General features: G+C 64.4%; 19 protein-coding genes. 5 read left to right on the top strand and 14 right to left on the bottom strand.

The window, feature by feature from the left end; translation table 11 throughout:
* The 8 genes from prcA to ACIQT2_RS00245 form a co-directional block, all read right to left on the bottom strand.
* Complete coding sequence (gene prcA, locus ACIQT2_RS00210) at positions 1-708, bottom strand: proteasome subunit alpha (RefSeq protein ID WP_400332487.1); 708 nt, start codon at positions 706-708, stop codon at positions 1-3.
* Between the two features lies 1 nt (position 709).
* Positions 710-1,519 (bottom strand): proteasome subunit beta, encoded by an 810-nt coding sequence (gene prcB, locus ACIQT2_RS00215; protein ID WP_400332484.1) that lies wholly within the window; start codon positions 1,517-1,519, stop codon positions 710-712.
* Positions 1,520-1,598: 79 nt separating this feature from the next.
* Positions 1,599-1,802 (bottom strand): ubiquitin-like protein Pup, encoded by a 204-nt coding sequence (locus tag ACIQT2_RS00220; protein WP_400332481.1) that lies wholly within the window; start codon positions 1,800-1,802, stop codon positions 1,599-1,601.
* Between the two features lie 118 nt (positions 1,803-1,920).
* Positions 1,921-3,540 (bottom strand): depupylase/deamidase Dop, encoded by a 1,620-nt coding sequence (gene dop, locus ACIQT2_RS00225; RefSeq protein ID WP_402943096.1) that lies wholly within the window; start codon positions 3,538-3,540, stop codon positions 1,921-1,923.
* A 50-nt stretch (positions 3,541-3,590) separates the two neighbouring features.
* Positions 3,591-5,399, bottom strand: coding sequence for a proteasome ATPase (arc, locus tag ACIQT2_RS00230; protein ID WP_402942428.1), 1,809 nt, complete (start codon positions 5,397-5,399; stop codon positions 3,591-3,593).
* A 97-nt stretch (positions 5,400-5,496) separates the two neighbouring features.
* A complete protein-coding gene (locus tag ACIQT2_RS00235) occupies positions 5,497-6,552 on the bottom strand; it encodes a tRNA (adenine-N1)-methyltransferase (RefSeq protein WP_402942431.1) in 1,056 nt (351 codons plus the stop codon).
* Positions 6,553-6,663: 111 nt separating this feature from the next.
* Positions 6,664-7,827: a site-2 protease family protein gene (locus tag ACIQT2_RS00240; protein WP_402942434.1), complete on the bottom strand. Its 1,164-nt coding sequence runs from the start codon at positions 7,825-7,827 to the stop codon at positions 6,664-6,666.
* Positions 7,828-8,547: an HAD family hydrolase gene (locus ACIQT2_RS00245; protein WP_402942436.1), complete on the bottom strand. Its 720-nt coding sequence runs from the start codon at positions 8,545-8,547 to the stop codon at positions 7,828-7,830.
* A 122-nt stretch (positions 8,548-8,669) separates the two neighbouring features.
* Between ACIQT2_RS00245 and ACIQT2_RS00250 the strand changes: the two genes are divergently transcribed.
* Entirely contained in the window at positions 8,670-9,575 is a 906-nt protein-coding gene (locus ACIQT2_RS00250) for a PAC2 family protein (protein ID WP_400332464.1), read from the top strand.
* Between the two features lie 85 nt (positions 9,576-9,660).
* Here the strand turns inward: ACIQT2_RS00250 and mshC are convergent, their stop codons facing one another.
* Positions 9,661-10,941, bottom strand: coding sequence for a cysteine--1-D-myo-inosityl 2-amino-2-deoxy-alpha-D-glucopyranoside ligase (gene mshC / locus ACIQT2_RS00255; protein ID WP_402942439.1), 1,281 nt, complete (start codon positions 10,939-10,941; stop codon positions 9,661-9,663).
* Between the two features lie 15 nt (positions 10,942-10,956).
* On the bottom strand, positions 10,957-11,790 hold the full coding sequence (locus ACIQT2_RS00260; protein WP_402942442.1) for an undecaprenyl-diphosphate phosphatase: 834 nt from the start codon (positions 11,788-11,790) through the stop codon (positions 10,957-10,959).
* A 51-nt stretch (positions 11,791-11,841) separates the two neighbouring features.
* Here ACIQT2_RS00260 and ACIQT2_RS00265 point away from each other — a divergent pair, with 51 nt between their 5' ends.
* On the top strand, positions 11,842-12,768 hold the full coding sequence (locus ACIQT2_RS00265) for an aldo/keto reductase (protein WP_397321849.1): 927 nt from the start codon (positions 11,842-11,844) through the stop codon (positions 12,766-12,768).
* Here the strand turns inward: ACIQT2_RS00265 and rfbA are convergent.
* Complete coding sequence (gene rfbA / locus ACIQT2_RS00270; protein WP_402942445.1) at positions 12,765-13,631, bottom strand: glucose-1-phosphate thymidylyltransferase RfbA; 867 nt, start codon at positions 13,629-13,631, stop codon at positions 12,765-12,767. The two genes, ACIQT2_RS00265 and rfbA, sit on opposite strands and share 4 nt — an antisense overlap.
* 52 nt (positions 13,632-13,683) lie before the next feature.
* Between rfbA and rfbB the strand changes: the two genes are divergently transcribed.
* From rfbB to ACIQT2_RS00285, 3 genes are all read left to right on the top strand, one after another.
* On the top strand, positions 13,684-14,682 hold the full coding sequence (rfbB, locus tag ACIQT2_RS00275; RefSeq protein ID WP_400332454.1) for a dTDP-glucose 4,6-dehydratase: 999 nt from the start codon (positions 13,684-13,686) through the stop codon (positions 14,680-14,682).
* A gap of 5 nt (positions 14,683-14,687) precedes the next feature.
* Complete coding sequence (locus ACIQT2_RS00280) at positions 14,688-16,097, top strand: sugar nucleotide-binding protein (RefSeq protein ID WP_400332452.1); 1,410 nt, start codon at positions 14,688-14,690, stop codon at positions 16,095-16,097.
* A 194-nt stretch (positions 16,098-16,291) separates the two neighbouring features.
* Positions 16,292-18,973, top strand: a complete 2,682-nt coding sequence (locus ACIQT2_RS00285; protein ID WP_402942449.1) for a WecB/TagA/CpsF family glycosyltransferase — start codon at positions 16,292-16,294, stop codon at positions 18,971-18,973.
* 1 nt (position 18,974) lies between these two features.
* On the opposite strand, the gene ACIQT2_RS00290 is transcribed toward ACIQT2_RS00285, so the two are convergent.
* The 3 genes from ACIQT2_RS00290 to ACIQT2_RS00300 are packed head-to-tail and all read right to left on the bottom strand — an operon-like array spanning position 18,975 to position 22,310.
* Complete coding sequence (locus tag ACIQT2_RS00290) at positions 18,975-20,282, bottom strand: hypothetical protein (RefSeq protein ID WP_402942452.1); 1,308 nt, start codon at positions 20,280-20,282, stop codon at positions 18,975-18,977.
* A gap of 20 nt (positions 20,283-20,302) precedes the next feature.
* The gene (locus tag ACIQT2_RS00295) at positions 20,303-21,640 is read right to left on the bottom strand and encodes an O-antigen ligase family protein (RefSeq protein WP_402942455.1); all 1,338 of its coding nucleotides are present in this window, start codon (positions 21,638-21,640) and stop codon (positions 20,303-20,305) included.
* Positions 21,621-22,310 carry a hypothetical protein gene (locus ACIQT2_RS00300; RefSeq protein WP_400332439.1) on the bottom strand — a complete coding sequence of 230 codons (690 nt, stop codon included), beginning with the start codon at positions 22,308-22,310 and terminating at the stop codon, positions 21,621-21,623. The genes ACIQT2_RS00295 and ACIQT2_RS00300 overlap by 20 nt, the downstream gene beginning before the upstream one ends.
* Positions 22,311-22,312: the final 2 nt, after the last annotated feature.

A 22,312-nucleotide genomic window follows, 5' to 3' on the forward strand; every position in this document is an offset into this window, starting at 1 on the left:
TCAGGCCTCCTCAGTGATCAATTGCGCCATGTCCTCAGGGAGAAGGCGGCGGAAAGACCTCCGCGTTCCCCTGCTGCTCTCCGAGGCCCTGTGCAGGACAGCGGCCTCCACGGCGGTAGCAGGAAGACTTTCAACGTCCTTGTCCGCGGCCAGCGCCCGAAGCGCCAATCTCATGGCGCCGGCGAAGTCCAGTTCGGGATCCCAGGAACCCCGCACCACATCCGAGATTTGCTCGGCCACGCCACCCATCACTACGAAGCCATTTTCGTCCGCGATGGAACCGTCGAACGTCAGCCTGTACAGGTGGTCTTTGTCCTGGCGCAGCCCTACCTCGGCCACCGCGAGTTCAACCTCGAAAGGTTTCTGTTCAGCGGTGAACACGGCACCCAGGCTTTGCGCGTAGACACTGGCGAGCCCACGGGCCGTCACATCTTCACGGTCGTAGGAATAGCCCCGCACATCGGCATACCGCACACCTGCCTGCCGGAGGCTCTCGAACTCGTTGTACTTGCCCACTGCCGCAAAGGCGATCTTGTCGTAAATTTCGCCGATCTTGTGCAGGGAGGGTGAAGGGTTCTCTGCCACGAGAGCGATGCCTTCCGAGCAGGAAATCACGATCACCGACCGGCCCCTTGCGATGCCTTTCCGGGCGAAGTCCGCCCGGTCCTTCATCAGCTGTTCAGGCGAAACGTAGAATTGCTGCGTCATGTCAGGCCTCCCGTCCGGCGATGGCCCGCGATTCGACGATGGCCGAGGAAATCACAGCGAGGTCCCTTTCAGGAACCCGGCGGTGGCCCGCCCGGTTCACGGCATAGATCACGGGATACAGCTGGCGGACCGGATCCGGGCCACCCGTTGCGGAATCGTCATCCGCGGCGTCGTACAGGGCTTCGACGGCTACGGCCACCGCCGCTTCCTCGGAGAGATTGGGCTTCCATAGTTTTTTCAAAGCCCCGCGGGCGAAGACCGAGCCAGAGCCAACAGAGTGGTGCTCGTACTCCTCGTAACGCCCGCCCGTCAGGTCATAGGAGAACAGCCGCCCGGTAGCTGAGACGTGGTCGAAGCCGGCGAAGAGCGGTATGACGGCCATGCCCTGCATTGCCATGGGCAGGTTGCCGCGGATCATGGCGCCCAGGCGGTTTGCCTTCCCCACGAGGCTGAGGAGGGTGCCCTCGATCTTCTCGTAGTGTTCCAGTTCCACCTGGAAGAGGCGGGTGATGTCGATGGCGAGGCCTGCAGTGCCTGCAATTCCCAGGACGGAGTATTCGTCCGCCGGGAAGACCTTCTCGATATGGCGGCTGGCAATGACATTGCCCATGGTCGCGCGCCGGTCGCCGGCCATGAGGACTCCCCCGGCATACGTCATGGCCACGATGGTTGTGGCATGCGGCGCGGCGGGAACGGCGCCCGCCGGAAGGGATTGATTGAAGGGAAGAAGTTCGGGACGCGAGCGTTGGAGATGCTCCGTGAATGAAGACGTTGCCTGGGTGGCCAGGGGGCCGATTGATGGGTCCTGCATTGCTGCACTCCTTCGACTCGCGTTCCAATGCCCGGCGGCCTCTCGCCGAACGGGCTCTACATCCTGTGTCCGGGACCGGTTACTGGCCGCCCTTTTGGACGAATGCCCTGACGAACTCTTCGGCGTTCGATTCGAGCACGCCGTCAATTTCGTCGAGGAGGTCGTCCACGCCCTGGGTAGCGTCCGAAGCCTGGGCTTCGGGCGCCGCAGGCGGGGCCTCCGGTACGTCTACCTCGGCCTCGGTGTCCCGCGACTGCGGTTGCTGTTGCTCCTGACCTGCCATTTTCTTTCTCCCTACTGTCAGTCCCCCACATGGGGACTTCCTACTGCCATACTGCCACGCTGCGGGCTGCCGTGCCCGGCTTTGCCGGACCACCATTTTTGCCGTGCCGGGCGGTGTCCTAGGCCTTGGGCGGCAGGGGTGTTTGCCCCAGCAATTCGGCCAGGAAAGAACCTGCTTCACTGTGCCTGTCGAACAGCCCACCCGTGAGGGCCTGGGTGCCGCGGAGGGGTTCCCGGGTAGGGACACGCTGCAGTTTGCCAAGGCCCGGGACATCGAAGATCACGGAGTCCCAACTCGCCCCCACCACGTCCTTGCCGAACGTCGAGACGCACCGTCCCCGGAAGTAGGCCCTGGTGTCCGACGGCGGTTCGCCCACCGCCCTGGTGATGGCGGCGTCGTCGACGATCCGCGCCATGCGGTCCCGCGAGAGAAGCCGGTAGTAGAGGCCCTTTTCCGGCCGGATGTCGGACCACTGAAGATCCACCAGGCCCAGCCGGGCGTCTCCCCATTCGAGCTTGTCCCGGTTCCGGTAGCCCTCCAGGATGGATTTCTTGGCTACCCACTCCACGGACGCCGCTGCGGAGGAAGGATCGGTACCCAGCGCAGTGAGCGTGGCCTCCCACCGCTCGAGCACCTCGTAGCTATGGCCGTCGCCGGTCACGGAGTCAGCTACGCCCGTCTCCTGGGCCAGTTTTGCCGCGGCCTCGAAGTACATCCATTGAATGTCGAGCGCCGTGACGTGCCTTCCGTCAAGGAGCCTCACGGAGGTGGTGAGCGTTGTGTCATGGCTGATGGCCTGAAGTGCCTGGACGGGCTCGTGGACCTCGATCCTGGGTGCCTGTCCCGCTTCGATCAGGCTCAGCACCATGGCCGTGGTCCCGAACTTCAGGTAGTTGGACACCTGGCTGAGGTTCGCGTCGCCGATGATGACGTGCAGGCGGCGGTATTTGTCCGCCGTTGCATGTGGCTCGTCCCTGGTGTTGATGATGGGACGCCGGATGGTGGTTTCCAGGCCGACTTCGGCCTCGAAAAAGTCGGCACGTTGGCTGATCTGGTAGCCGGAGGTGGAGCTGTCCTGCCCTCGGCCAACTCTGCCTGCACCACAAACCACCTGGCGGGAGACGAAGAACGGCGTCAGCCCGCGGATGATGTCACCAAACGGCACGGAGCGCGGCATGAGGTAGTTCTCATGCGATCCGTAGGACACCGCCTTGTTGTCCGTGTTGTTCTTGTAAAGGTTGATCGGGGGAAGGCTGGTGTCCGCGGCAACCTTGCGAACCGTAGCCAAGGCAACCAGGTCCCCGGCAGCATCCCACGTCACCGCGTCACGGGGGTTGGTTACCTCCGGGCTCGAGTATTCGGGGTGTGCATGGTCCACGTAGAGCCGGGCACCGTTTCCGAGCACCATGTTCATGAGGAGTGAGCCGGATTCATCAGCCCCATCGAGTTCCAACTCCTGCCGCCCGTACGCCAAGGCGACTGCCTCGGCGTCGAGCACTGGCGGCTGGTCCGTGAGTTGGCTCGGATCGGCCGCCGAACGTTCCAGCGTCCAACCGCGGGCGTCATGCAACGGTTCTTCGTCCGTGTAGTCCCAGCGCGTTTCCGCGCCGCCGGCAGCACGCTGCCGGGTGACGGTGGCGTAGGCCTGGATGATGCGCGCGGACATCATGGTGGCGTTGGCGCCGGGGGCGGAAGGGGCATGGATGCCGTATTCCGTTTCCGAGCCCATCACCCGCATGGCGCCGCCTACAGGCAGTTTCTCCTGGGTTTGTCCCTCGGGCCGAGCTGTCACAGGTACTGGCCCGTGTTGGCGGTGGTTTCGATGGACTTGCCAGGCTCCTGGCCTGCCTTGCCCTGCACGATGGTGCGGATGTAGGTGATCCTTTCACCCTTCTTGCCCGAGATCCGGGCCCAGTCGTCCGGGTTGGTGGTGTTGGGCATGTCCTCGTGCTCGCGGAACTCGTCGACGACGGCCCGGAGCAGATGGTCGATGCGCAGGCCCTTCTGGTGGTTGGTCAGGAGGTCCTTGATGGCGTACTTCTTGGCCCGGTCAACCACGTTCTGGACCACGGCACCTGAATTGAAGTCCTTGAAGTAGAGCATTTCCGTATCGCCGTTGGCGTAGGTAACTTCCAAGTACTCGTTGGATTTCTCCGTGGAGTACATGGCCTCCACGGTGCGCTGGATCATGGCGTCCACGGTGGCCTGGACATCGCCGCCGTACTCCGCGAGGTCCTGGGCATGGAACGGCAGGTCCGTGGTGATGTACTTGCCGAAGATGTCTGCCGCAGCTTCGGCGTCCGGCCGCTGGATCTTGACCTTGACGTCCAGGCGGCCTGGCCGCAGGATGGCGGGGTCGATCATGTCCTCACGGTTGGATGCACCGATGACGATGACATTGTCCAGCCGCTCCACGCCGTCGATCTCGCTCAGGAGCTGGGGCACGATGGTGGTTTCGACGTCGGAGGACACCCCGGTGCCGCGGGTGCGGAACAGCGAGTCCATCTCGTCGAAGAACACCACTACCGGGCTGCCATCCGAGGCTTTTTCGCGGGCCCGGGAGAAGATGAGGCGGATGTGCCGCTCCGTCTCGCCGACGTACTTGTCCAGCAGTTCGGGGCCCTTGATGTTCAGGAAGTAGCTCTTGAGGTCCGTATTCCCTGCGCGCTCGGCTGCGCGTGCGGCCAGGGAATTGGCAACGGCCTTGGCAATGAGGGTCTTGCCGCAACCCGGAGGACCGTAAAGAAGGATGCCCTTCGGAGCCTTCAAGCCGTGTTCGCGGTACAGGTCCGGGTGCAGGAACGGCAGCTCCACGGCGTCGCGGATCTGCTCTATCTGCGGGCCCAGGCCACCGATGTCCTGGTACGTGATGTCCGGAACTTCCTCAAGGACCAGGTTTTCCACCTCGGCACGTGGCACCTTCTCCAACGCGTAACCGGTCCGCGAATCAAGCGAGAGCGCGTCGCCGACCTTGAGGTGCACGTTCTGCAGGGCACCGGAGAGACGGACCACCCGCTCTTCGTCTGCGCGGCCCACCACCAAGGCACGGTCCCGGCCAAGGAGTTCCTTCAGTGTCACCAGTTCCCCGGCGCGCTCATATCCCAGGCCAGCGACCACCAGGAGTGCCTCATTGAGGAGGACTTCCTGGCCCACGGCCAGCTGGTTGACGTTAACCAAGGGGCTGATGCCTACGCGCATCTTCCGGCCGGCATTGAAGATATCCACTGATTCTTCTGTGGCGGCCTGGCCCGAATTGCCTGCCGTTGGCTGCCTGCGCGGATTGATCTGGACCACCGTGCCAAAGCTGTACGGTGGCTGCCCCTCCTGCTCCAACGCGCCCTTCAGCCGGAGGATCTCGGCCTTGGCCGTTTCCAGCATGGAGACGAGCTTGGTGTTGTTCTGCGTGGCAGCGGCCAACTGGCGGTCGATATGGCGGAGTTTGTCCCGAAGGATGTTGATCTGCCGTTCGGCCACGGTAAGTTCACTCGAAGGGTCAGGCGGTTGGATGGCGGCAAGCCTTCGGCGGGCAGCCTCTTCCGCTGCTGCGTTTGCTTCTTCCGGCGTCGGCCGTCCAATGTCGTTGTTCGACGTATCCACGATTCATCAGCCCCTTCCTGCGCTTAAGAAGACCTTAGTCCCGAAAAGCTCAGGGTGCTGGGAGACATCCGGAATGCGGACCCTATTGTGACCTTTGTCAGTTTGTGACCGGCGGATCGTCCTGGACGTTGGTGCCGGCGATTGCGTCACGGGCCGCACGGCGAAGCTTCTTGTCCGAGACGGAACGCTCCCCCACGGCACCGGGCGTCCAGGCGTTCAAGTCTTCTTCGCTGAACTCGGTCTTGGACGGGCGGCGCTTCACGGAAATGCCTTGGACGCCGTCGGCCAGACGCCGGGTCACCAGGAGGAAACCGGTGTGGGCCACCATGCGGTGGTCGGGGCGGACAGCCAGTCCCTCAAGGTGCCAGCCGCGGACCATGGATTCCCAGGCGTCCGGCTCGGTGAAGCGTCCGTCGGCCCTGATGGCCTCCGCGGTCCGGGACAACTGGGTCACGGTGGCCACGTAGTTGATCCAGACGCCGCCCGGTGCCAGGACGGTTGCCACGGCTTCGAGGCATTCCCACGGCGCCAGCATGTCCAGGACAACCCGGTCCACCGACCCCGGGGCCTCAGCCTTGACCACTTCGTCCTGGAAGTCACCCAAGGAGATCTGCCACGCGGGGTGCGGCCCGCCGAAGATGGTCTCCACGTTTCCGCGGGCAATGTCCGCGAATTCTTCGCGACGTTCAAACGAGTGGAGGTAGCCGCCGTCGCCGACGGCCCGCAGCAGGGAGATCGAGAGGGCGCCGGAGCCGACGCCGGCTTCCACCACGCGGGCACCAGGGAAGATATCCGCCATGGTGACGATCTGGGCTGCGTCCTTGGGGTACACAACGGCAGCCCCGCGCGGCATGGAAAGAACGAAGTCCGAAAGCAGCGGGCGCAGCGTTTGGTACTGCTGGCCGATGTTGTTGCTGACCACCGAGCCGTCCACCTTGCCGATGATTTCATCGTGGTTCAGGAATCCACGGTGCGTGTGGAAGGCGCCGCCCACCTCGAGCGTGATGGTATTCATGCGGCCACGCTCGTCCGTGAGCTGGACGCGTTCGCCGACGCGGAAGGGTCCACGGCGCCGCGCAGCGCCGGTTGGTTGGGCCGCCGGGCTCGCGCCGGTGACGGTGGTGGCCGTTTCCGCGGCGGTTTCGCTGCTCATCTGGTGTTCCTCACTCCTGTGCGGCTGTGCCGCCATATATCGCTGCCCTGAGGGCGCCAAAAATTCGTCTGGATCTTTTCGGGCCGGCACGTAACTCTACCGGCTAAGGCGTCAGGCCCGCCCGCCTCCGCGGGCTTCTTTACCTGTTATGGCCGTCACCACCGCCTGCTGGCGGAGCAATCCGGTCACCATGCCGTTGTGGTCCACCACCGCATATTCGTTGCCGTCCAGTCTGGCCAGGTACTGGATCAGCTCCTGGCCCTTCGACCATTCCGGCACGTAGGCGCCGGCTGCGAGGGCGTGCGCCACCGCCGTGACCGGCGTCGTTTCCAACGCATAAGGCGGCACAGCGGCGGCCGCACTGGTGTCCACCACGCCCTGGGGCTTACCGTCCGGACCGCAGATCACGACGGCGGGACGTCCTTCCGGTGACATGGCCACCACGTCCGCGACGCTGGCGGAGTTGGGGATGCCGACGGCGGGATCGGCCAGTCCGCCGGCGCTCACCAGGTAGAGACGACTGCGTAGGCGACCATGCTGGATGGAACTGGATGCTCCCATCCAGAGGAAGCCGCAGACCAGCAAAGTGATCAACATGAGGTTAATGTCCAACCGCTCCCCGCTGAGGAAGGGCCGGGCAATGAACCAGAGAAACAGTGCTACCGCGATGACACGCCCCGACCACCCTGCGGCGATAGTCCCCTTGTCCTGGCTTCCGGTGGCCTTCCACACGGCTGACTCGACGAGGCGTCCCCCGTCCAAAGGGGTTCCGGGCAAGACGTTGAAGATGCCGATCAGGAAGTTGGCCCACATGAGAATGTTCGCAAGCATCTCAACGACACCGTGGAAGGCATGGCCGAACACAAACGGAGCCAACGCCCCGGCCAGGATGAAGTTTGACGCGGGGCCGGCCATGGCCACCACCACCGCACGGCCGGGCGATGCCGTGAAGTTCTGGAATTGCGTGTGCCCTCCCCAAAGATTGAGAACAATCTTCTCCGTTGGCCACTTAAACGCCTTGGCACTCAAAGCGTGCGCGAGCTCGTGAACCAACACGGACACGGCCAGCAACAGTGCGTAACCAAAGGCCACGAAGTATGCGCCAAGACCCAATCCAGGAAATTGAACCAACACGGCCGGACCGTAAACGATCACCGTAAACCCGGCGATCACGAACCACGAGTAAGCCAGGTACACGGGGATTCCGGCGATTTTGCCCAGGGGTATGCCGTCCCGCTTCGTGGCGGCATGGTGTGGCGCGGAGGGACTGCTCACTTAGTTGGCCCCTTCAAGCAGGTTTGCTGCTGCGAAGCGGTCAAGGACGAGGCCGGAGACGTCGGCGGCGGACCTGCCCACCAAGGTGTCCCACAGGACCATGCGGGGATCGTCCGGAAGGGGCACTTGGTGGGGAACACCGATGGTGACGACTCCCGATGCCATGGCCGCGGTGGCTCCCGGAACCGAATCCTCGAGCGCCACGCAGTGATCGATGGTCAGCGTTGGATCGTCCAGCCGCAGGCGGTCGACTGCCGTCAGGTAGGCCTCGGGATGGGGTTTGCCGTTAGTCACGGTGTCGCCGGTGACGAGGAACTCGAAGTACGGCTTGGGCAGGCTTTCCACCACCACGCCGGCCAAGGGGCCCTCGGACATGGTGACCAGGGCGCAGCGGACGCCGGCCTGGTGGAGATCCTCCAGGAGCTCGCGGGCCCCGGGCCGCCAGGGAACTTCGTTGCGGACCTGCTGGATCACCTGGGAGCTGAGGGTGTCAATGATTTCGCGCGCCTCGAGCCGGACGCCTGCCGCTTGCAGAATCGCAGCCGAGTGGAGCAAGGATTGGCCTACCAGCTGCATGGCCTGTTGGTGGGACCAGGAACCGCCGTGGGCCTCCACGAGGGCACGCTCAGCAGCAATCCAATAGGGTTCGGTGTCCACGAGGGTGCCATCCATATCCCAGAGCACGGCTTTGAGGAAGGGCTGGCTGGGTGAGGAATGCATGGCTTCAAGTCTACGTGGAACACGGAGCCAACCTTGCCGTGCTTGCGCTGTGGGCGAAGACCGGGGACGCGCCCCGGTGAAATGCCATGCATCCACGCGGGTCTTGGACGTAGGGTGAGTGGATGAACAGTGTGGACGGGACCCCCGAAGGACAGGACACCGTTGCGGAGCCCGAGCGTTTCCTCAAGGAACCCGCGGAAGGCCAACGTGTCACCGTAATGATCGCCGCGTTTGAAGGCTGGAACGACGCCGGAGAGGCCGCCAGCGACGCCTTGCACTATGTGAACAAGTTGTGGGATGGCAAGAAGGTGGGCACGGTGGATGCCGAGGAGTATTACGACTTCCAGTTCACCCGCCCCACCGTGCGGCGTACCTCGTCCGGCGCCCGCAAGGTGAAATGGCCGTCCACCCGGATCTACAAGGCATCCATACCGGACAGCAATGTTGACGTGGTGTTCGTCCTCGGCACGGAACCGTCGTACCGTTGGCGCGCCTACACCACTGAGTTGCTGGTCCACGCCGAAGCACTCAAGGTTGACTCCGTGATCCTGGTCGGGGCCTTGCTGGCCGACGTTCCGCACAGCCGCCCCATCCCCGTAAGCACCACCACTGAGGACAACTCCCTGCGCGAGCGGCTCAACCTCGAGGCCTCCCAGTACGAGGGACCCGTGGGCATTGTGGGCGTGCTGGCAGAGTTCGCCATGCTCGCCGGACTACCCACCGTTTCGCTGTGGGCCGCAGTCCCCCACTACGTTGCCCAGCCACCGTCGCCCAAAGCGCAGCTGGCGATCCTCCACAAGATCGAGGACCTGCTGCAGGTTCCCTTGGACAGCCGCACGCTGGCCGAAGAGTCAGAGGCCTGGGAACGAGGCGTGGATGAACTCGCCACGGAAGATCCGGAGATCGCGGCCTACGTTCGCCAACTCGAAGAAGCCAAGGACACGGCGGACCTTCCCGAGGCCTCCGGAGAGTCCATTGCCCGGGAATTCGAACGCTATCTCAAACGGCGGGGTAAGGAACGCCCCTAGGCGGACCGCTGGTACAGCTGCTGCCGGCAACGAAGCGGCCCTGACGGATATCCGTCAGGGCCGCTTCGTTTTACTGCACTTCGGTTCAGAGTTCGACGCCGAGCAAGGCGTTCAGGGCGTCCTTCACCAGGGCGCCGTCCACGGGTGAGGCTTCGGCGGCGCCTGCAGTGCGCGCCGATTCTGCCCAGTGGTCGACGGCGGCGATGGCACCTGGGGCGTTCAGGTCGTTGGCCAGCTCAGTGCGCATGGCTGCAATGAGCGGCATGGCCGATTCCGCAGGTGCCTTCAGGGCTGCCTCGCGCCACGTGGCCAGCCGCTGCTTGGCCTCAGCAAAACCCTCCGCAGTCCAGGACCAATCGGAACGGTAGTGGTGGGCAAGGATGGCCAGGCGGATGGCCGCAGGCTCTTCGCCGGCGGCGCGAAGCTTGGAAACGAGGACGAGGTTGCCCTTGGACTTGCTCATTTTTTCGCCGTCAAGGCCCACCATGCCGGCGTGGGCGTAGTGCCGTGCGAGGGGAACATGGGCCAAGGAGTAGGCGTGGCCGGCTCCCATTTCGTGGTGCGGGAAGATGAGGTCTGAGCCACCACCCTGGACGGTGAACGGTGCCGGGAGGTACTTCTGGGCGATCACCGTACACTCAATGTGCCAGCCGGGCCGGCCGTCACCGAGGCTGGCGCCCGGCCAGCTCGGCTCGCCCTCGCGGGCTACGCGCCACAGCAGTGGGTCGAGGGCCTGGCGCTTTCCCGGGCGGGCCGGATCGCCGCCACGCTCGGCGAACAGCTCCAGCATTTCCGCTTCGCCCAGACCGGAGACGTCACCGAGGGTCCAGGCATCGGTGGCGTCCGAGCGTTTGCCGGCCGTTTCGACGTCGTAATAGACGTCGCCGTCAGGTTCGCCATCCGCACCCTGGACCCGGTAAGCGACGCCGTCAGCGATCAAGCGCTCCACCGCAGGCACAATGTCCGGGATGGCCTCCACTGCACCGATGTAGTGGTCCGGAGCCAGGACATTGAGGGCATCCATGTCAGTGTGGAACAGCTCGATCTGGCTCGCTGCCAGCTCCCGCCAGTCCACGCCGGTGGCATTGGCCCGCTCCAGGAGGGGATCGTCAATGTCCGTCACGTTCTGGACGTAGGACACTGTGGTTCCGGCGTCACGCCACGCACGGTTGAGGAGGTCGAAGGCCACATAGCTGGCGGCGTGGCCCATGTGCGTAGCGTCATACGGGGTGATGCCGCACACGTACATGGACTGGTCCGCTTTGTGGCCGACCTCCACCACCTGCCCCAGGGCAGTATCGAAAAGGCGCAGGGACGCCGGGCTGCCGGGCAGCTCAGGAACAGGGCGGGAGATCCACGATTTCACGAGTCAACCTTAGTGCTAGGCGCTGATCACACCGAAACCGAGCAGGACATACAACGCCAAGCCCAGCAGGATCCTGTACCAAACGAACAACCGGTAGCTCCTGGTCGAAACGAACTTGAGGAACCAGCCAATGATGACGTAGCCCACCACGAAGGCGATCACGGTGGCCAGGGCAGTCTCGGGGAGACCGTAGGGGCCGGCGAGCCCTTCCTTGGAGACGGTCTTGTACAACTGGTAGAAGCCACTGCCGAACACCGCGGGGATCGCAAGGAGGAAGGAGTAGCGGGCGGCCGCCTCACGCGTGTAGCCCATCAGGAGGCCGGCAGTGATGGTGCCCCCGGAGCGGGAGACGCCTGGGATCAACGCCATGGCCTGGGCGAAGCCGTACAGGATGCCGTGCTTGTAGCTGAGCTGGGAAAGGTCCCTTTCCTGCTTGCCTATGGCATCCGCCACCGCCAGGATCATGCCGAAGACGATCAGCATGGTGGCAACGATCCACATGCTGCGGAACACGGATTCGATCTGGTCCTGGAACAAAAGGCCCAAAATGACGATGGGCAGGCTGCCGAGGATCACCAGCCACCCCATCCGCGCGTCGGGGTTGTTCCTGGCGACTTTGCCGGTCAGGGAACCGAACCAGGCGCGAATGATCCTGACGATATCCCGCCAGAAATACACAATGACGGCGGTTTCCGTGCCGAGCTGCGTAATCGCCGTAAACGCGGCGCCGGGATCGGAGGCATTCGGGAGGAACGAGCCCACAATCCGCAGGTGCGCGCTCGAAGAGATCGGGAGGAATTCGGTGAGGCCCTGCACCAGGCCCAGCAAGGCAGCTTCTATCCAGTTCACGTGAATAGACCCTACGTCATGAAGTATGGGAACTCCCCGTAAGCTATCAGCATGCAGCAGCGTTATGTCGGAAACAGTGGGTTCCGGGTGTCCTCTTTGTCGCTTGGAACCATGTCCTGGGCACAAGAGACGGACGAACAGGAAGCCGCCGCCCTCCTGCATGCCTTCGTGGACGGTGGCGGGACCGTGATCGACACCGCCGCGTCCTACGCCCAGGGTCAGGCCGAAGCGATGCTCGGCTCCATGCTGGGAGACGTGGTTGCCCGTTCCGAAGTGGTCCTTTCCACGAAAGCCGGCGTGTCCAGTTCCGAATCCCGTCGCAGCATCAACGCTTCGCGGGGTGCCATGCTGGCTGCGCTGGACGCCAGCCTGGCGCGGCTGGGGACGGATTACATTGACATCTGGTTCGCCCACGAGTGGGATCCGAACGTTCCCCTCGAAGAGACCCTGTCTGCGCTGGAACTGGCCCAGCGGACCGGTCGGGCACGCTATGTGGGAATTTCGAACTACAACGGCTGGCAAACAGCCAAAGCTGCGGCGATTGCCGGCTTCACCCTCGTGGCCAACCAATCCGAGTACTCGCTCCTCCAGCGCCGGCCGGAAGATGAACTTGTCCCGGCCATTGAAGATGCCGGCCTGGGACTCATGGCCTGGGCTCCACTGGGCCGCGGAGTGCTGAGCGGCAAGTACCGCGGACAGATCCCCACGGATTCACGGGCAGCCCAGGGCCGGTTGACCGCGTACGTGGAAAGGTACCTTGACCCTCAGGCCTCCCGGGTGGTGGAAGCCGTGGCCATGGCAGCGCGGGGTCTGGGACGCTCGCCGCTGGATGTGTCACTGAGCTGGCTGCTCTCCCGCCCGGGCGTCTCTACCGCCATCGTCGGACCGCGCAACGCAGTCCAGCTCAAGGAACTCCTCGACGCGCAACTGGGTGTCCTGCCGGCGGAAATTTCGCGGGCCCTGGAAGACGTTTCCTAGCGCCTGTCCAGGATGTCCAGGAGATAGCTCCCGTAGCCGCTCTTGGCCAGTTTGGCCGCCTGCCGGCGCAGTTCGTCATCGCTCAGGTAGCCCATGCGCCATGCCACTTCTTCCGGCGAGCCGATTTTCAGCCCCTGCCGGTTTTCCGTGGTGCGGACATAGTTCGAGGCGTCATTAAGGTCGCCGAAGGTACCGGTATCCAGCCACGCGGTGCCGCGTGGGAACTTCTGGACGTGGAGTTTGCCAAGCTCCATGTACTTCCTGTTGATGTCCGTGATCTCCAGTTCGCCACGGGGCGAGGGCGCCAGGTCCTTGGCCATGGAAACGACGTCGTTGTCGTAGAAGTAGAGTCCCGGTACGGCGTAGTTGCTCTTTGGTTGCGCGGGCTTTTCCTCGATCGAGATGGCGAGGCCGTCGTCGTCGAACTCCACCACGCCGTACGCCGTCGGGTCCTTGACCCAGTAGCCGAAGATGGCGCCGCCGTCGACGTCGTTGTAATGCCGGAGCTGGGCACCCATGCCGGGACCGTTGAAGATGTTGTCCCCGAGGATGAGCGCCACCTTGCCGCCGCCGATGTGTTCCTCGCCCAGGATGAAGGCCTGTGCCAGGCCGTCCGGGGTGGGCTGCTGGGCGTACGTGAGGGAAATGCCGAAGTGGGAGCCATCGCCCAGGAGGTTCTCGAATTGGGGGGCGTCCTTGGGGGTGGTGATCACCAGGATGTCGCGGATTCCCGCCAGCATGAGGGTGCAGAGCGGGTAGTAGATCATGGGCTTGTCAAACACCGGAACCAATTGTTTGCTGATTCCGAGCGTGATGGGATGAAGCCGTGAGCCCGTTCCACCTGCCAGAATAATTCCGCGCATTTTGCGCTCCTCTCCCCTGCCCGTGACCGGTGCTGGCGGTTACGCTATCGCCATGCAGAGAATCCTTGTCACCGGCGGGGCCGGATTCATCGGATGCAACTTTGTCCACTACATCATGGAACACGGCAGCGTTCATGTCACTGTCCTGGACAAATTGACCTATGCGGGAAATGAATCATCCCTGGCCGGGCTGCCACCGGAAAGATTCGAATTCATCAAGGGCGATATTTGCGACTCCGTGCTTGTTGACCGGCTTACGGCCAGTGTTGATGCGGTGGTGCATTTCGCGGCGGAATCCCACAATGACAATTCCCTGCAGGATCCCAGGCCATTCATGGACACCAATCTCTTGGGGACCTACACCCTCATTGAGGCTGCCCGGAAGCACGGGACGCGATTCCATCACATCTCAACCGATGAGGTATATGGAGACCTCGCCCTGGATGAGCCCACCCGTTTCACCGAGCATTCGGTGTACCGGCCCACGAGCCCCTACTCCGCAACGAAAGCCGGTTCGGACCTGCTGGTGCGGGCCTGGGTCCGTTCTTTCGGGTTGCAGGCCACCATCAGCAATTGCTCCAACAATTACGGGCCATACCAGCACGTGGAGAAATTCATTCCCCGCCAGATCACGAATCTCCTGGATGGACACCGGCCACGGCTCTACGGACAAGGCCTGAATGTCCGGGACTGGATCCATGTGGAAGACCATTCCTCGGCGGTGGCGGCCATCCTGGAACGCGGCCGCATTGGTGAGACGTACTTGATCGGCGCCGACGGGGAACAGTCCAACCGCACGGTGGTGGAGAAACTGCTCCACCTGATGGGCCAACCATCCGATGCCTACGACCTCGTCACGGACCGCCCAGGCCACGACCTGCGCTACGCCATAGACTCCACCAAGTTGCGACGCGAGCTCGGGTGGCGGCCGCTGTTCGAAGATTTCGACGCCGGACTGGCGGCTACAGTGCAGTGGTACCAGGAGAACGAGGACTGGTGGCGGCCGCAAAAAGCCGAAACTGAAGTGAAGTACGCAGGGCAAGGTCACTAGCGCCGATGCCGACACCCAAAGAGTTGACGTCCCGGTCCACCCCGATCCGCGGTTTACTGCTCTTCGACCTGCCGGTGCACGCAGACGAAAGAGGCTGGTTCAAGGAGAACTGGAACCGCAGGACAATGGGCGCCCTGGGCCTGCCCGACTTCGGGCCCGTGCAAAACAACATCTCATTCAATGCCCGACGCGGTACGACGCGGGGAATCCATGCCGAGCCGTGGGACAAGTTCATTTCGGTAGCTTCCGGCAGGATCTTCGGAGCGTGGGTGGACCTGAGGAGCGGTCCGGGATTCGGCACGGTGTTTTTCACCGAAATGGGTCCCGGCGAGGCCGTCTTCGTCCCGCGGGGCGTGGGCAACGCCTTCCAAACCCTTGACGACAACACGGCGTACACGTATCTGGTCAACGACCACTGGAGCTCCGAAGCCCAGGCCGACTACACGTTCCTGAACCTGGCCGACGCCACCGCTGCTGTGCCGTGGCCGATCCCCTTGGCCGAAGCCACCATGTCCACCCAGGACCAACAGCACCCATCCTTGGCCCAGGTTGCTCCCATGAAGCCGCTCCGGACCATGGTTCTGGGCGCCAACGGCCAACTGGGGTCCGCCTTGCGGAAGGTCTTCGCGCATCTGGACACCGTGGACTTCTTTGACCGGGCGGACTTTGATGTCACGGATGGCAGCTCCTTTGACCGGGCCGATTGGCGGAAGTACGCCACGGTCATCAACGCCGCCGCCTACACCGCCGTCGACGCCGCCGAAACCCCGGCGGGCCGGACTGCGGCCTGGCAGGTCAATGCCGGTGCGGTGTCGAACCTGGCGAGGACCGCCGTCGACCATTCACTGACCTTGGTGCACGTCTCCAGCGACTACGTCTTCGACGGCACGGCGGAGATCCACGGCGAGGACGAGCAACCCAGTCCCCTCGGCGTCTACGGGCAGAGCAAGGCCGCGGGCGATGCGGCCGCTGCTGTGGCACCGAAGCACTACATCCTCCGGAGCAGCTGGGTGGTAGGCGATGGAAAGAACTTCGTGCGCACCATGGCCGCGCTGGCCGGACGCGGTGCAGGACCGTCCGTCGTCGACGATCAGTGGGGGCGCCTGACGTTTGCCGAGGACATCGCGGCGGCGATCAGGCACTTGCTGGGCACCGGCGCTCCGTATGGAACGTACAACGTCAGCAACGACGGGCCGGTGCAATCGTGGGCGGACATCGCGCGGGACGTCTACCGCCTCAGCGGCGTGGATCCCGGGCTGGTGACCCCGGTGAGCGCCGAAGAGTACGCCAAACCCGGCATGGCGGCCCGTCCGCGACGAAGCGTGCTGGATCTTGGCAGGATCAAGGCGGCCGGATTCGTGCCCCCGGAGGCACACGTCCGGCTCAAGGAGTACCTGCAGGACCTGAAACCCTAGCCCTGCGGCACAAAACGTCCTACAGTGGCCGTACGGCAACCTCGATCAGACGGGGCCGGGAGACAACTCAAGCAAGTACGGGCAGCACCAGTTGCCCGCGGCGATCCAAGGCAGTGCAGCGGCCAGGGATCGCCGGTCAATTGTCCATGCCTTGAGTTGGACCCGAGCGAGACCTTGCGTCTGGAGAGCCGATAATGCTGCAGTCAAAGACCTTCCCCATCGGGGGCCTTTTCCACGACCTCGCCGGACGGCTGAGTTACCACCCTCCAGCAGCGCCACAGGCGGCCCAAGCCAAGGAGCTTTGTCTCGGCGGCTCCTCGGTCCGGCTCATGGAGTTCCCGGAGGCCGTCCGCTTCATCATGGACCGCGCCACACACCTGGGAACACCGCCCCTCGGTGTGTGCTCAGCGAACCTGGACCACATCCGGCACTTCGGCACGGGAAGCCGTTGGGCAGGAACGATGGCCGGCCCCGCGATTGAGTGGCTCACCCTCATCGATGGCGCTCCCCTTGCCGTGGAAGCGGAGCGCCTCACCGGCAAGCCGTGGCCACGGCTGGCGGGCAGCGACCTGGTTGGACCCCTCCTCGACGAAGCAGAGAGACGCGGATTGCGCGTGGGCTTCCTCGGTGGGTCAGGGCAGGCCCAGCAGCTGATCCGCCAGCGGTTCGCCGCGGATCGTCCGGGACTGGCCATCGCTGGCTGGTGGTCCCCGGAACGGTCCGAGATCAGCGATCCGCAGGCATCGAGGCGACTGGCCGGTGAGATAGCTGCCAGCGACGCAGACCTCCTGGTGGTGGGATTGGGCAAACCCCGCCAGGAACTGTGGATCACCGAGTACGGCCATCTGACAGGAGCCAAGGTCCTTCTGGCGTTCGGCGCCGTGGTGGACTTCCTTGCCGGCCGCATCACGAGGGCACCGGCCTGGGTGGCCGGACATGGCTTCGAATGGGCATGGCGCCTCATGCTCGAGCCCCGCCGGCTGGCCCACCGCTACCTCGTGGACGGCCCCGAGGCCTACCTCCACCTGCGGCGGGACAGTGGACTGTCCGCCGCGTCCGGGATGACCCGCGCGGTGGGACAACCTGCGCACGCGCCACTCCAGGCGCCGGGCACCTTCGCTTCGGCGGAAGACCAAGCGGACATCACCGTCGTGGTGGTGACCTACAACAACGCCGATGATATTGGCCCGCTCATCGAAAGCCTCCGGGCCGAAACGGCAACCCAGACGCTCAAGGTAGTGGTGGCGGACAACTCACCAAACGGCGACACCATGGCAGCCCTGGCGGACCATCCCGATGTGATTGCCAAGAGCACGGGCGGCAACCTGGGGTATGCCGGTGGAATCAACGTGGGGCTCCGGGCCGCTGGTCCGGCTGGTGCCTTCCTCATTCTCAACCCCGACCTGCGCGTGGAACGGGGCGCGGTGGCTGCGCTGCGGCGCCGCATGACGGCATCGGGCGCCGGTGCGGTGGTACCTGTTCTCCTCGATGACGACGGTAGCGTCTATCCCTCTTTGCGGCGCGAACCCAGCATCCTGCGAGCGCTGGGCGACGCGGCCATGGGAAGCCGTCTGCCCGGACGGCCCGGATGGTTGTCCGAGATGGACTTTGATGCAGAGAGCTACAAGTATGCCCACGCTGTGGAGTGGGCAACGGGTGCGGCCTTGCTGATCGATGCGAGGGTGGCCGAGGCCGTGGGCGAGTGGGACGAACAGTTCTTCCTCTACTCGGAGGAAACAGACTTTTGCCGGCGGGTCAGGGAGTTGGGCTTCCCGATTTGGTTTGAGCCGTCTGCCAGGATGTGGCACGAGCGTGGCGGGTCGGGTTCGTCTGCGCAGTTGTCGGCCCTGATGTCGGTCAACCGGGTGCGGTATGCGGAGAAGCATCTGGGCCGTGGGCGTTCGGGGGCTTTCCGGCTGGCGGTGCTGGGCTCGGAGATTGCGCGCCTCGGGAAACCCGGTCACCGGGAGGCCGCTGTGGCGTTGCTGAGCCGCAGGCGTTGGGCCTCTTTGCCCCATGCGGGAGCCTACCCGAAGCCGGGACCGGTTGTTCGCCCGGTGGGCTCGGTGATTATTCCGGCGCACAATGAGGCCGCGGTGATTGGGCGGACGCTGGATTCGTTGCGGGAGGTGCTGGCTTGGGGCACCGTGGAGGTGATTGTTGCCTGCAATGGGTGTACGGATGGGACGGAGGCCATTGCGGCGACTTACGACGGCGTGCGTGTCATCGAGGTGGAGGCAGCTTCGAAGGTGGCGGCTTTGAATACCGCTGATGGGGCTGCGCAGCTGTGGCCACGGCTGTACCTGGATGCCGACATAGAAGTGACGGCCGGTGCCCTGGCTGCGGTGTTCTCGGCGCTGACGGAGGGTAGTCTCCTTGCCGGGCGCCCCGCCTACCGGTACGACACCACGGGTGCAACGTTCCTTGTCCGCGCCTATTACCGGGCCAGGACCAGGATCCCCGGGAACTCGGAGGGCTTGTGGGGTGCGGGGGCCTATGCGCTCAGCGAGGCGGGACACGCCCGCTTGGGGACCTTTCCGCCGCTGAGTGGCGACGACTACTACGTTGACAGGTTGTTCACGGCAGAGGAGAAGGCCGTCCTGGACACGGAACCGGTGGTGGTTCGGACCCCCCGTTCCCCGTCTGCCTTGATGGCCGTCCTGCGGCGTACGTCCTCGGGTAACGCCCAGCAGGATGCGGTTTCCGGTGATGCCTCGGCTTCCAGGACGCTGCGGCAGTTGGTGGAATCGGTCCGTGGTCCGCTGACGGCCTTCGACGCGTTGGTGTATGCGGCCTTCGCAGGTGCGGGCCGCCGTCGTGCACTACGCCCGGGCACCCCGGCGGTGGCCTGGGAGAGGGACAACAGCAGCCGCTAGGTCACCAGCCGCAGCTGGTGCCTCCTTCAATGCGGTAGAGGTGGACCGCGTTGCCGTCGGCGAAACTGTCGGTGAACGTTCCGTCAGTGACGGGAAGGGTGCGGTTTTCATCGATCACGACGGCGGTGCTGCCGCCGCAGGCGAGGTGGAAGGTGGCTTGGCCTGCGGCCTGGGTGTTGGCACCGGAGAAGACGTAGACCTGCCCGTTGTGGAGTTTCGTCGCGACATCCACGGGACCGGATGCGGTGGCGGCACCATCCAGGAACGGGGCGTTCAGCACGGGGGCGAGCTGCTTGATCTGGTGGTTCACTGCCGTGACCGCAGGCCGGACGTCGCCGGGGCAGTCACGAAGCACGTGCTGGGTCACACAGTCCCCGCCAAAGCTGTGGTTGAAGTACACGATTCCGCGGGCACCGTGGATGAGGCTGCTCCATACGGCCGCACGCAGTTGGGGACCAGTAATGGTGGCAGCGGCTGGTGAGTCCTCGAACGGGTGGCCTGCCTCGACGAAAGCCCATACGGGTTGGTTGCCTCCCGTGAGTTGGCGGATGCGCTCCACCGTCCACCCGTAATTGGCCGCGAGCCGGCATTCTGCGGGGGTGAGGTCCCGGAGGTAGCCGTTGATGGCGCCGCCTTCGGTCTTGGCGCAGATGTTGGGGTCCGTGAACCAGTAGTTGTCTGCCGAGACGAGGTCCTGGTACTGCCGGATGAACCGTTGGGATTGTTCGTCGGACAGCCAGAAAGTGACGCCCTTGCCATAGTTGGCGTAGACCATGGTGCCTGGCGGCGCGGCGGCGCGCAGTTGGCCCTGGACCGTGTAGCCGCATTTGGCTTGTTCGGGAACGCAGATGGTGCCCTCCCCTGGGTATTTGCCGCTCCACGCGCCGTCACCGCCGCCGGCCCACATGTCCACTTCGTCACCCAACGCGAAGCCTGAGGCTGTCCCGGCCGGGTAGGTGGGTATGGCGTACATTCCGGAGGACTTGATGAGTTCCATGTCGGAGTCCGGTGTGAGCACGACGTACGTGTTGAGTCCCGCCGCGAGGTCCTTGGCCACATAGTCCTTTTCCAAGGCACTTTCGAACCAGACACCCACGGGAAAGTAGCCCGGATCGGTAGGCAATGGGTTGCGGAATTGTCCGTAGAAGCCCGGTCCGCCGTCGACAGGGCGCAGTGCAGTGCCCGCCGGGTGTGTTGGTTCAGGTTGTGGCGCCGTGCCCGCGAGGGGTGCTCCCCCGCTGATGGTGGCACCTGCCAGGAGGCAGAGCAGTGCCAGCGCTCCGAGTATTGCCGCGGACCTGCGGTTCATGGTTCCCCGATTCCCGGTGGTCAGTGTGGAGTGGGTTCGAGGGCTGCGTCCGTGCGGGCCAGCCGCCACAGCGCTCCGGAGATTCCGAGCATGAAGAACAGTACGCTGGCGGACATGGCGAAGGACAATCCATCGAAGAAGGCGAAGGTGACCGCGATTGCTGCTACTGATGCCAGGACCGCTTGGGAGAGCTGTTGGGCGGCGGGATCCGTGGCGAGTTTCCTGGCCCGCCAGGTGGCGGCGAGCGCGCAGGCGATGACCCCAAGGAAGGCCAGGAGGCCGAGGACTCCAAGTTCCACGAGGGTGCCAAGGTACTGGTTATCCACGATCACGTAATCGGGCAGGAACGTTCCGAACCCCCGGCCGACGATTGGGTTGTTGGCCAGCATCCCGAACGCAGTGCTGTAGGCGCTGGTGCGGGAGCTGATGCTCGGGTCCTCGGTTCCCACCGTGAAGAGTCCGCGAAGGGTACCCAGCATGCCGGGAGTCAGGACGTACAGGGCGCCGGCCAGGACGACGGCCAGGAGGATCGCCCGGCGTCGGATCTTTTTGGGCCATGACGGAACCAGAGCGACGATAGCGACGGCGAAGGCTGTGAGCGCTGAACGGGACACCGAGAGGACGGCTGCGGCAGAGATGATCGCTGCCGGTGACCATCTGAGGAGCCATCCCCGGTGCCTGTCGGTCACGGCGAATGCGATGGCTACGGGGAGGGAGGCCACCAGGACGACGCCGTACTCCAGGGGGTGGCTGGCCATGCCGGCCGCGCGGACGAAGCCACCCCTGGACTGTACGCCGGTGAGCTCCGAGGCGGCGCTGAACCCGGGCAAGCTGATCCAGTCCACCAGCGACTGGCCTGTGGCAAACTGCAGGAGGCCCAGCAGTGCTGTTCCTGTTCCCACCAGGACCAGGGCGCGGAGGACCTTCATCAGGGTTCGGCGACTGGCCAGGCCATCGTTGATCAGCAAGAAGATGCCCGCCCAGCTCGTCAGGCGGATGATGCCGCTGTCGGCCGGGCTCGTTTCGGGTGCGGGGACTCCGTGGAGCATGGCCAGGGCGTAGCTGGCCAACGCCATGGCCAGGAAAACGGCCATGGCGTTGCGGACCATTTGCGTTCCAGCACGGCTTGGGGTGGTGCGCTGCAGTTGGTACAGCAACCACCACGCGAAGGCCAGGAGCCCGCACAGGGTGCTGGGCCTGCCCACGGACCCCAAGGCGGTGAGTGTCAGGTTGGAAGGGATGGCACAGGTGAGTAGCAGGTAGACGATGACGAACGATGAGACGTCCCTGCGTTCAGCGGGTTCGAGGGGTGTGGGGTTGGCAAGCAGCGTGTTCCGCTCAGACCCGGGCCTTGGCATCGGACACCTCCCTTGGTTGCATCTTGCTCTGGCGGCGGCGGACCATGATGCGGTCAATGTAGATGGTGGCCACGGACGTGACCGCCAGGCAGAGCGCCTCGAGCACCACCGCTCCTTTGAGCCGCGTGACCGGAGTTCCACCGCCGAAGACCACCTCCGATTTGGACGGAGTGGTCTGGGTGGAGATGAGGTCCCCTTTGACCTTGGCTTCGGATTGCAGCGCGACGGTAGCGTCGTTGATCCGGTCAAGGACGTTCGCCAGCACCTGGTTCACCTTCTCCGCGCTCGAATCCACAACCTGCACTTTGAGCACGGGCTGGCTGAAGGTCTTGTTCCACTGGCCACCATTGTTGGGCAAGGTAACGGAGTAGCCCTGCTGGACTCCTGCGCCGTACAGTGTTCCGCTCGTCAGGACCAGGTCCACGGCAGCAGAATCCTGGTTGACCCGGCGCTTGACCATGTCCGCGAACTCCACCAACGTCATGGCGCTGCCCCCTGAGATCCAATAGGCAGGTTCCCGTTCCGGGGCGAGGAAGGTGACATCTGCCTCGGTCCAGAAAACGGGCTCGGAGGATCTGATGGCGCCCAATGCAGCCAGGCCCAGCACCAGGCCTATGGCTACTACGTACCAACGGCGCAGGAGGATCCCGAGGAATGTAGCCGCCGTCATGG

This window comes from Paenarthrobacter sp. NPDC090522, from assembly GCF_044769225.1.
Taxonomy (GTDB): Bacteria; Actinomycetota; Actinomycetes; order Actinomycetales; family Micrococcaceae; genus Arthrobacter.

Excerpts from the sequence above, each read along its gene's own strand:
- ACIQT2_RS00235 (WP_402942431.1), bottom strand. The coding sequence starts at position 6,552 with ATGAGCAGCGAAACCGCCGCGGAAACGGCCACCACCGTCACCGGCGCG.
- ACIQT2_RS00295 (WP_402942455.1), bottom strand. The coding sequence starts at position 21,640 with ATGCCAAGGCCCGGGTCTGAGCGGAACACGCTGCTTGCCAACCCCACA.
- ACIQT2_RS00265 (WP_397321849.1), top strand. The coding sequence starts at position 11,842 with ATGCAGCAGCGTTATGTCGGAAACAGTGGGTTCCGGGTGTCCTCTTTG.
- dop (WP_402943096.1), bottom strand. The coding sequence starts at position 3,540 with ATGCGGGTGATGGGCTCGGAAACGGAATACGGCATCCATGCCCCTTCC.
- ACIQT2_RS00285 (WP_402942449.1), top strand. The coding sequence starts at position 16,292 with ATGCTGCAGTCAAAGACCTTCCCCATCGGGGGCCTTTTCCACGACCTC.
- ACIQT2_RS00290 (WP_402942452.1), bottom strand. The coding sequence starts at position 20,282 with ATGAACCGCAGGTCCGCGGCAATACTCGGAGCGCTGGCACTGCTCTGC.
- rfbA (WP_402942445.1), bottom strand. The coding sequence starts at position 13,631 with ATGCGCGGAATTATTCTGGCAGGTGGAACGGGCTCACGGCTTCATCCC.
- ACIQT2_RS00245 (WP_402942436.1), bottom strand. The coding sequence starts at position 8,547 with ATGCATTCCTCACCCAGCCAGCCCTTCCTCAAAGCCGTGCTCTGGGAT.
- rfbB (WP_400332454.1), top strand. The coding sequence starts at position 13,684 with ATGCAGAGAATCCTTGTCACCGGCGGGGCCGGATTCATCGGATGCAAC.
- prcB (WP_400332484.1), bottom strand. The coding sequence starts at position 1,519 with ATGCAGGACCCATCAATCGGCCCCCTGGCCACCCAGGCAACGTCTTCA.
- ACIQT2_RS00250 (WP_400332464.1), top strand. The coding sequence starts at position 8,670 with ATGAACAGTGTGGACGGGACCCCCGAAGGACAGGACACCGTTGCGGAG.
- prcA (WP_400332487.1), bottom strand. The coding sequence starts at position 708 with ATGACGCAGCAATTCTACGTTTCGCCTGAACAGCTGATGAAGGACCGG.
- ACIQT2_RS00280 (WP_400332452.1), top strand. The coding sequence starts at position 14,688 with ATGCCGACACCCAAAGAGTTGACGTCCCGGTCCACCCCGATCCGCGGT.
- ACIQT2_RS00220 (WP_400332481.1), bottom strand. The coding sequence starts at position 1,802 with ATGGCAGGTCAGGAGCAACAGCAACCGCAGTCGCGGGACACCGAGGCC.
- ACIQT2_RS00300 (WP_400332439.1), bottom strand. The coding sequence starts at position 22,310 with ATGACGGCGGCTACATTCCTCGGGATCCTCCTGCGCCGTTGGTACGTA.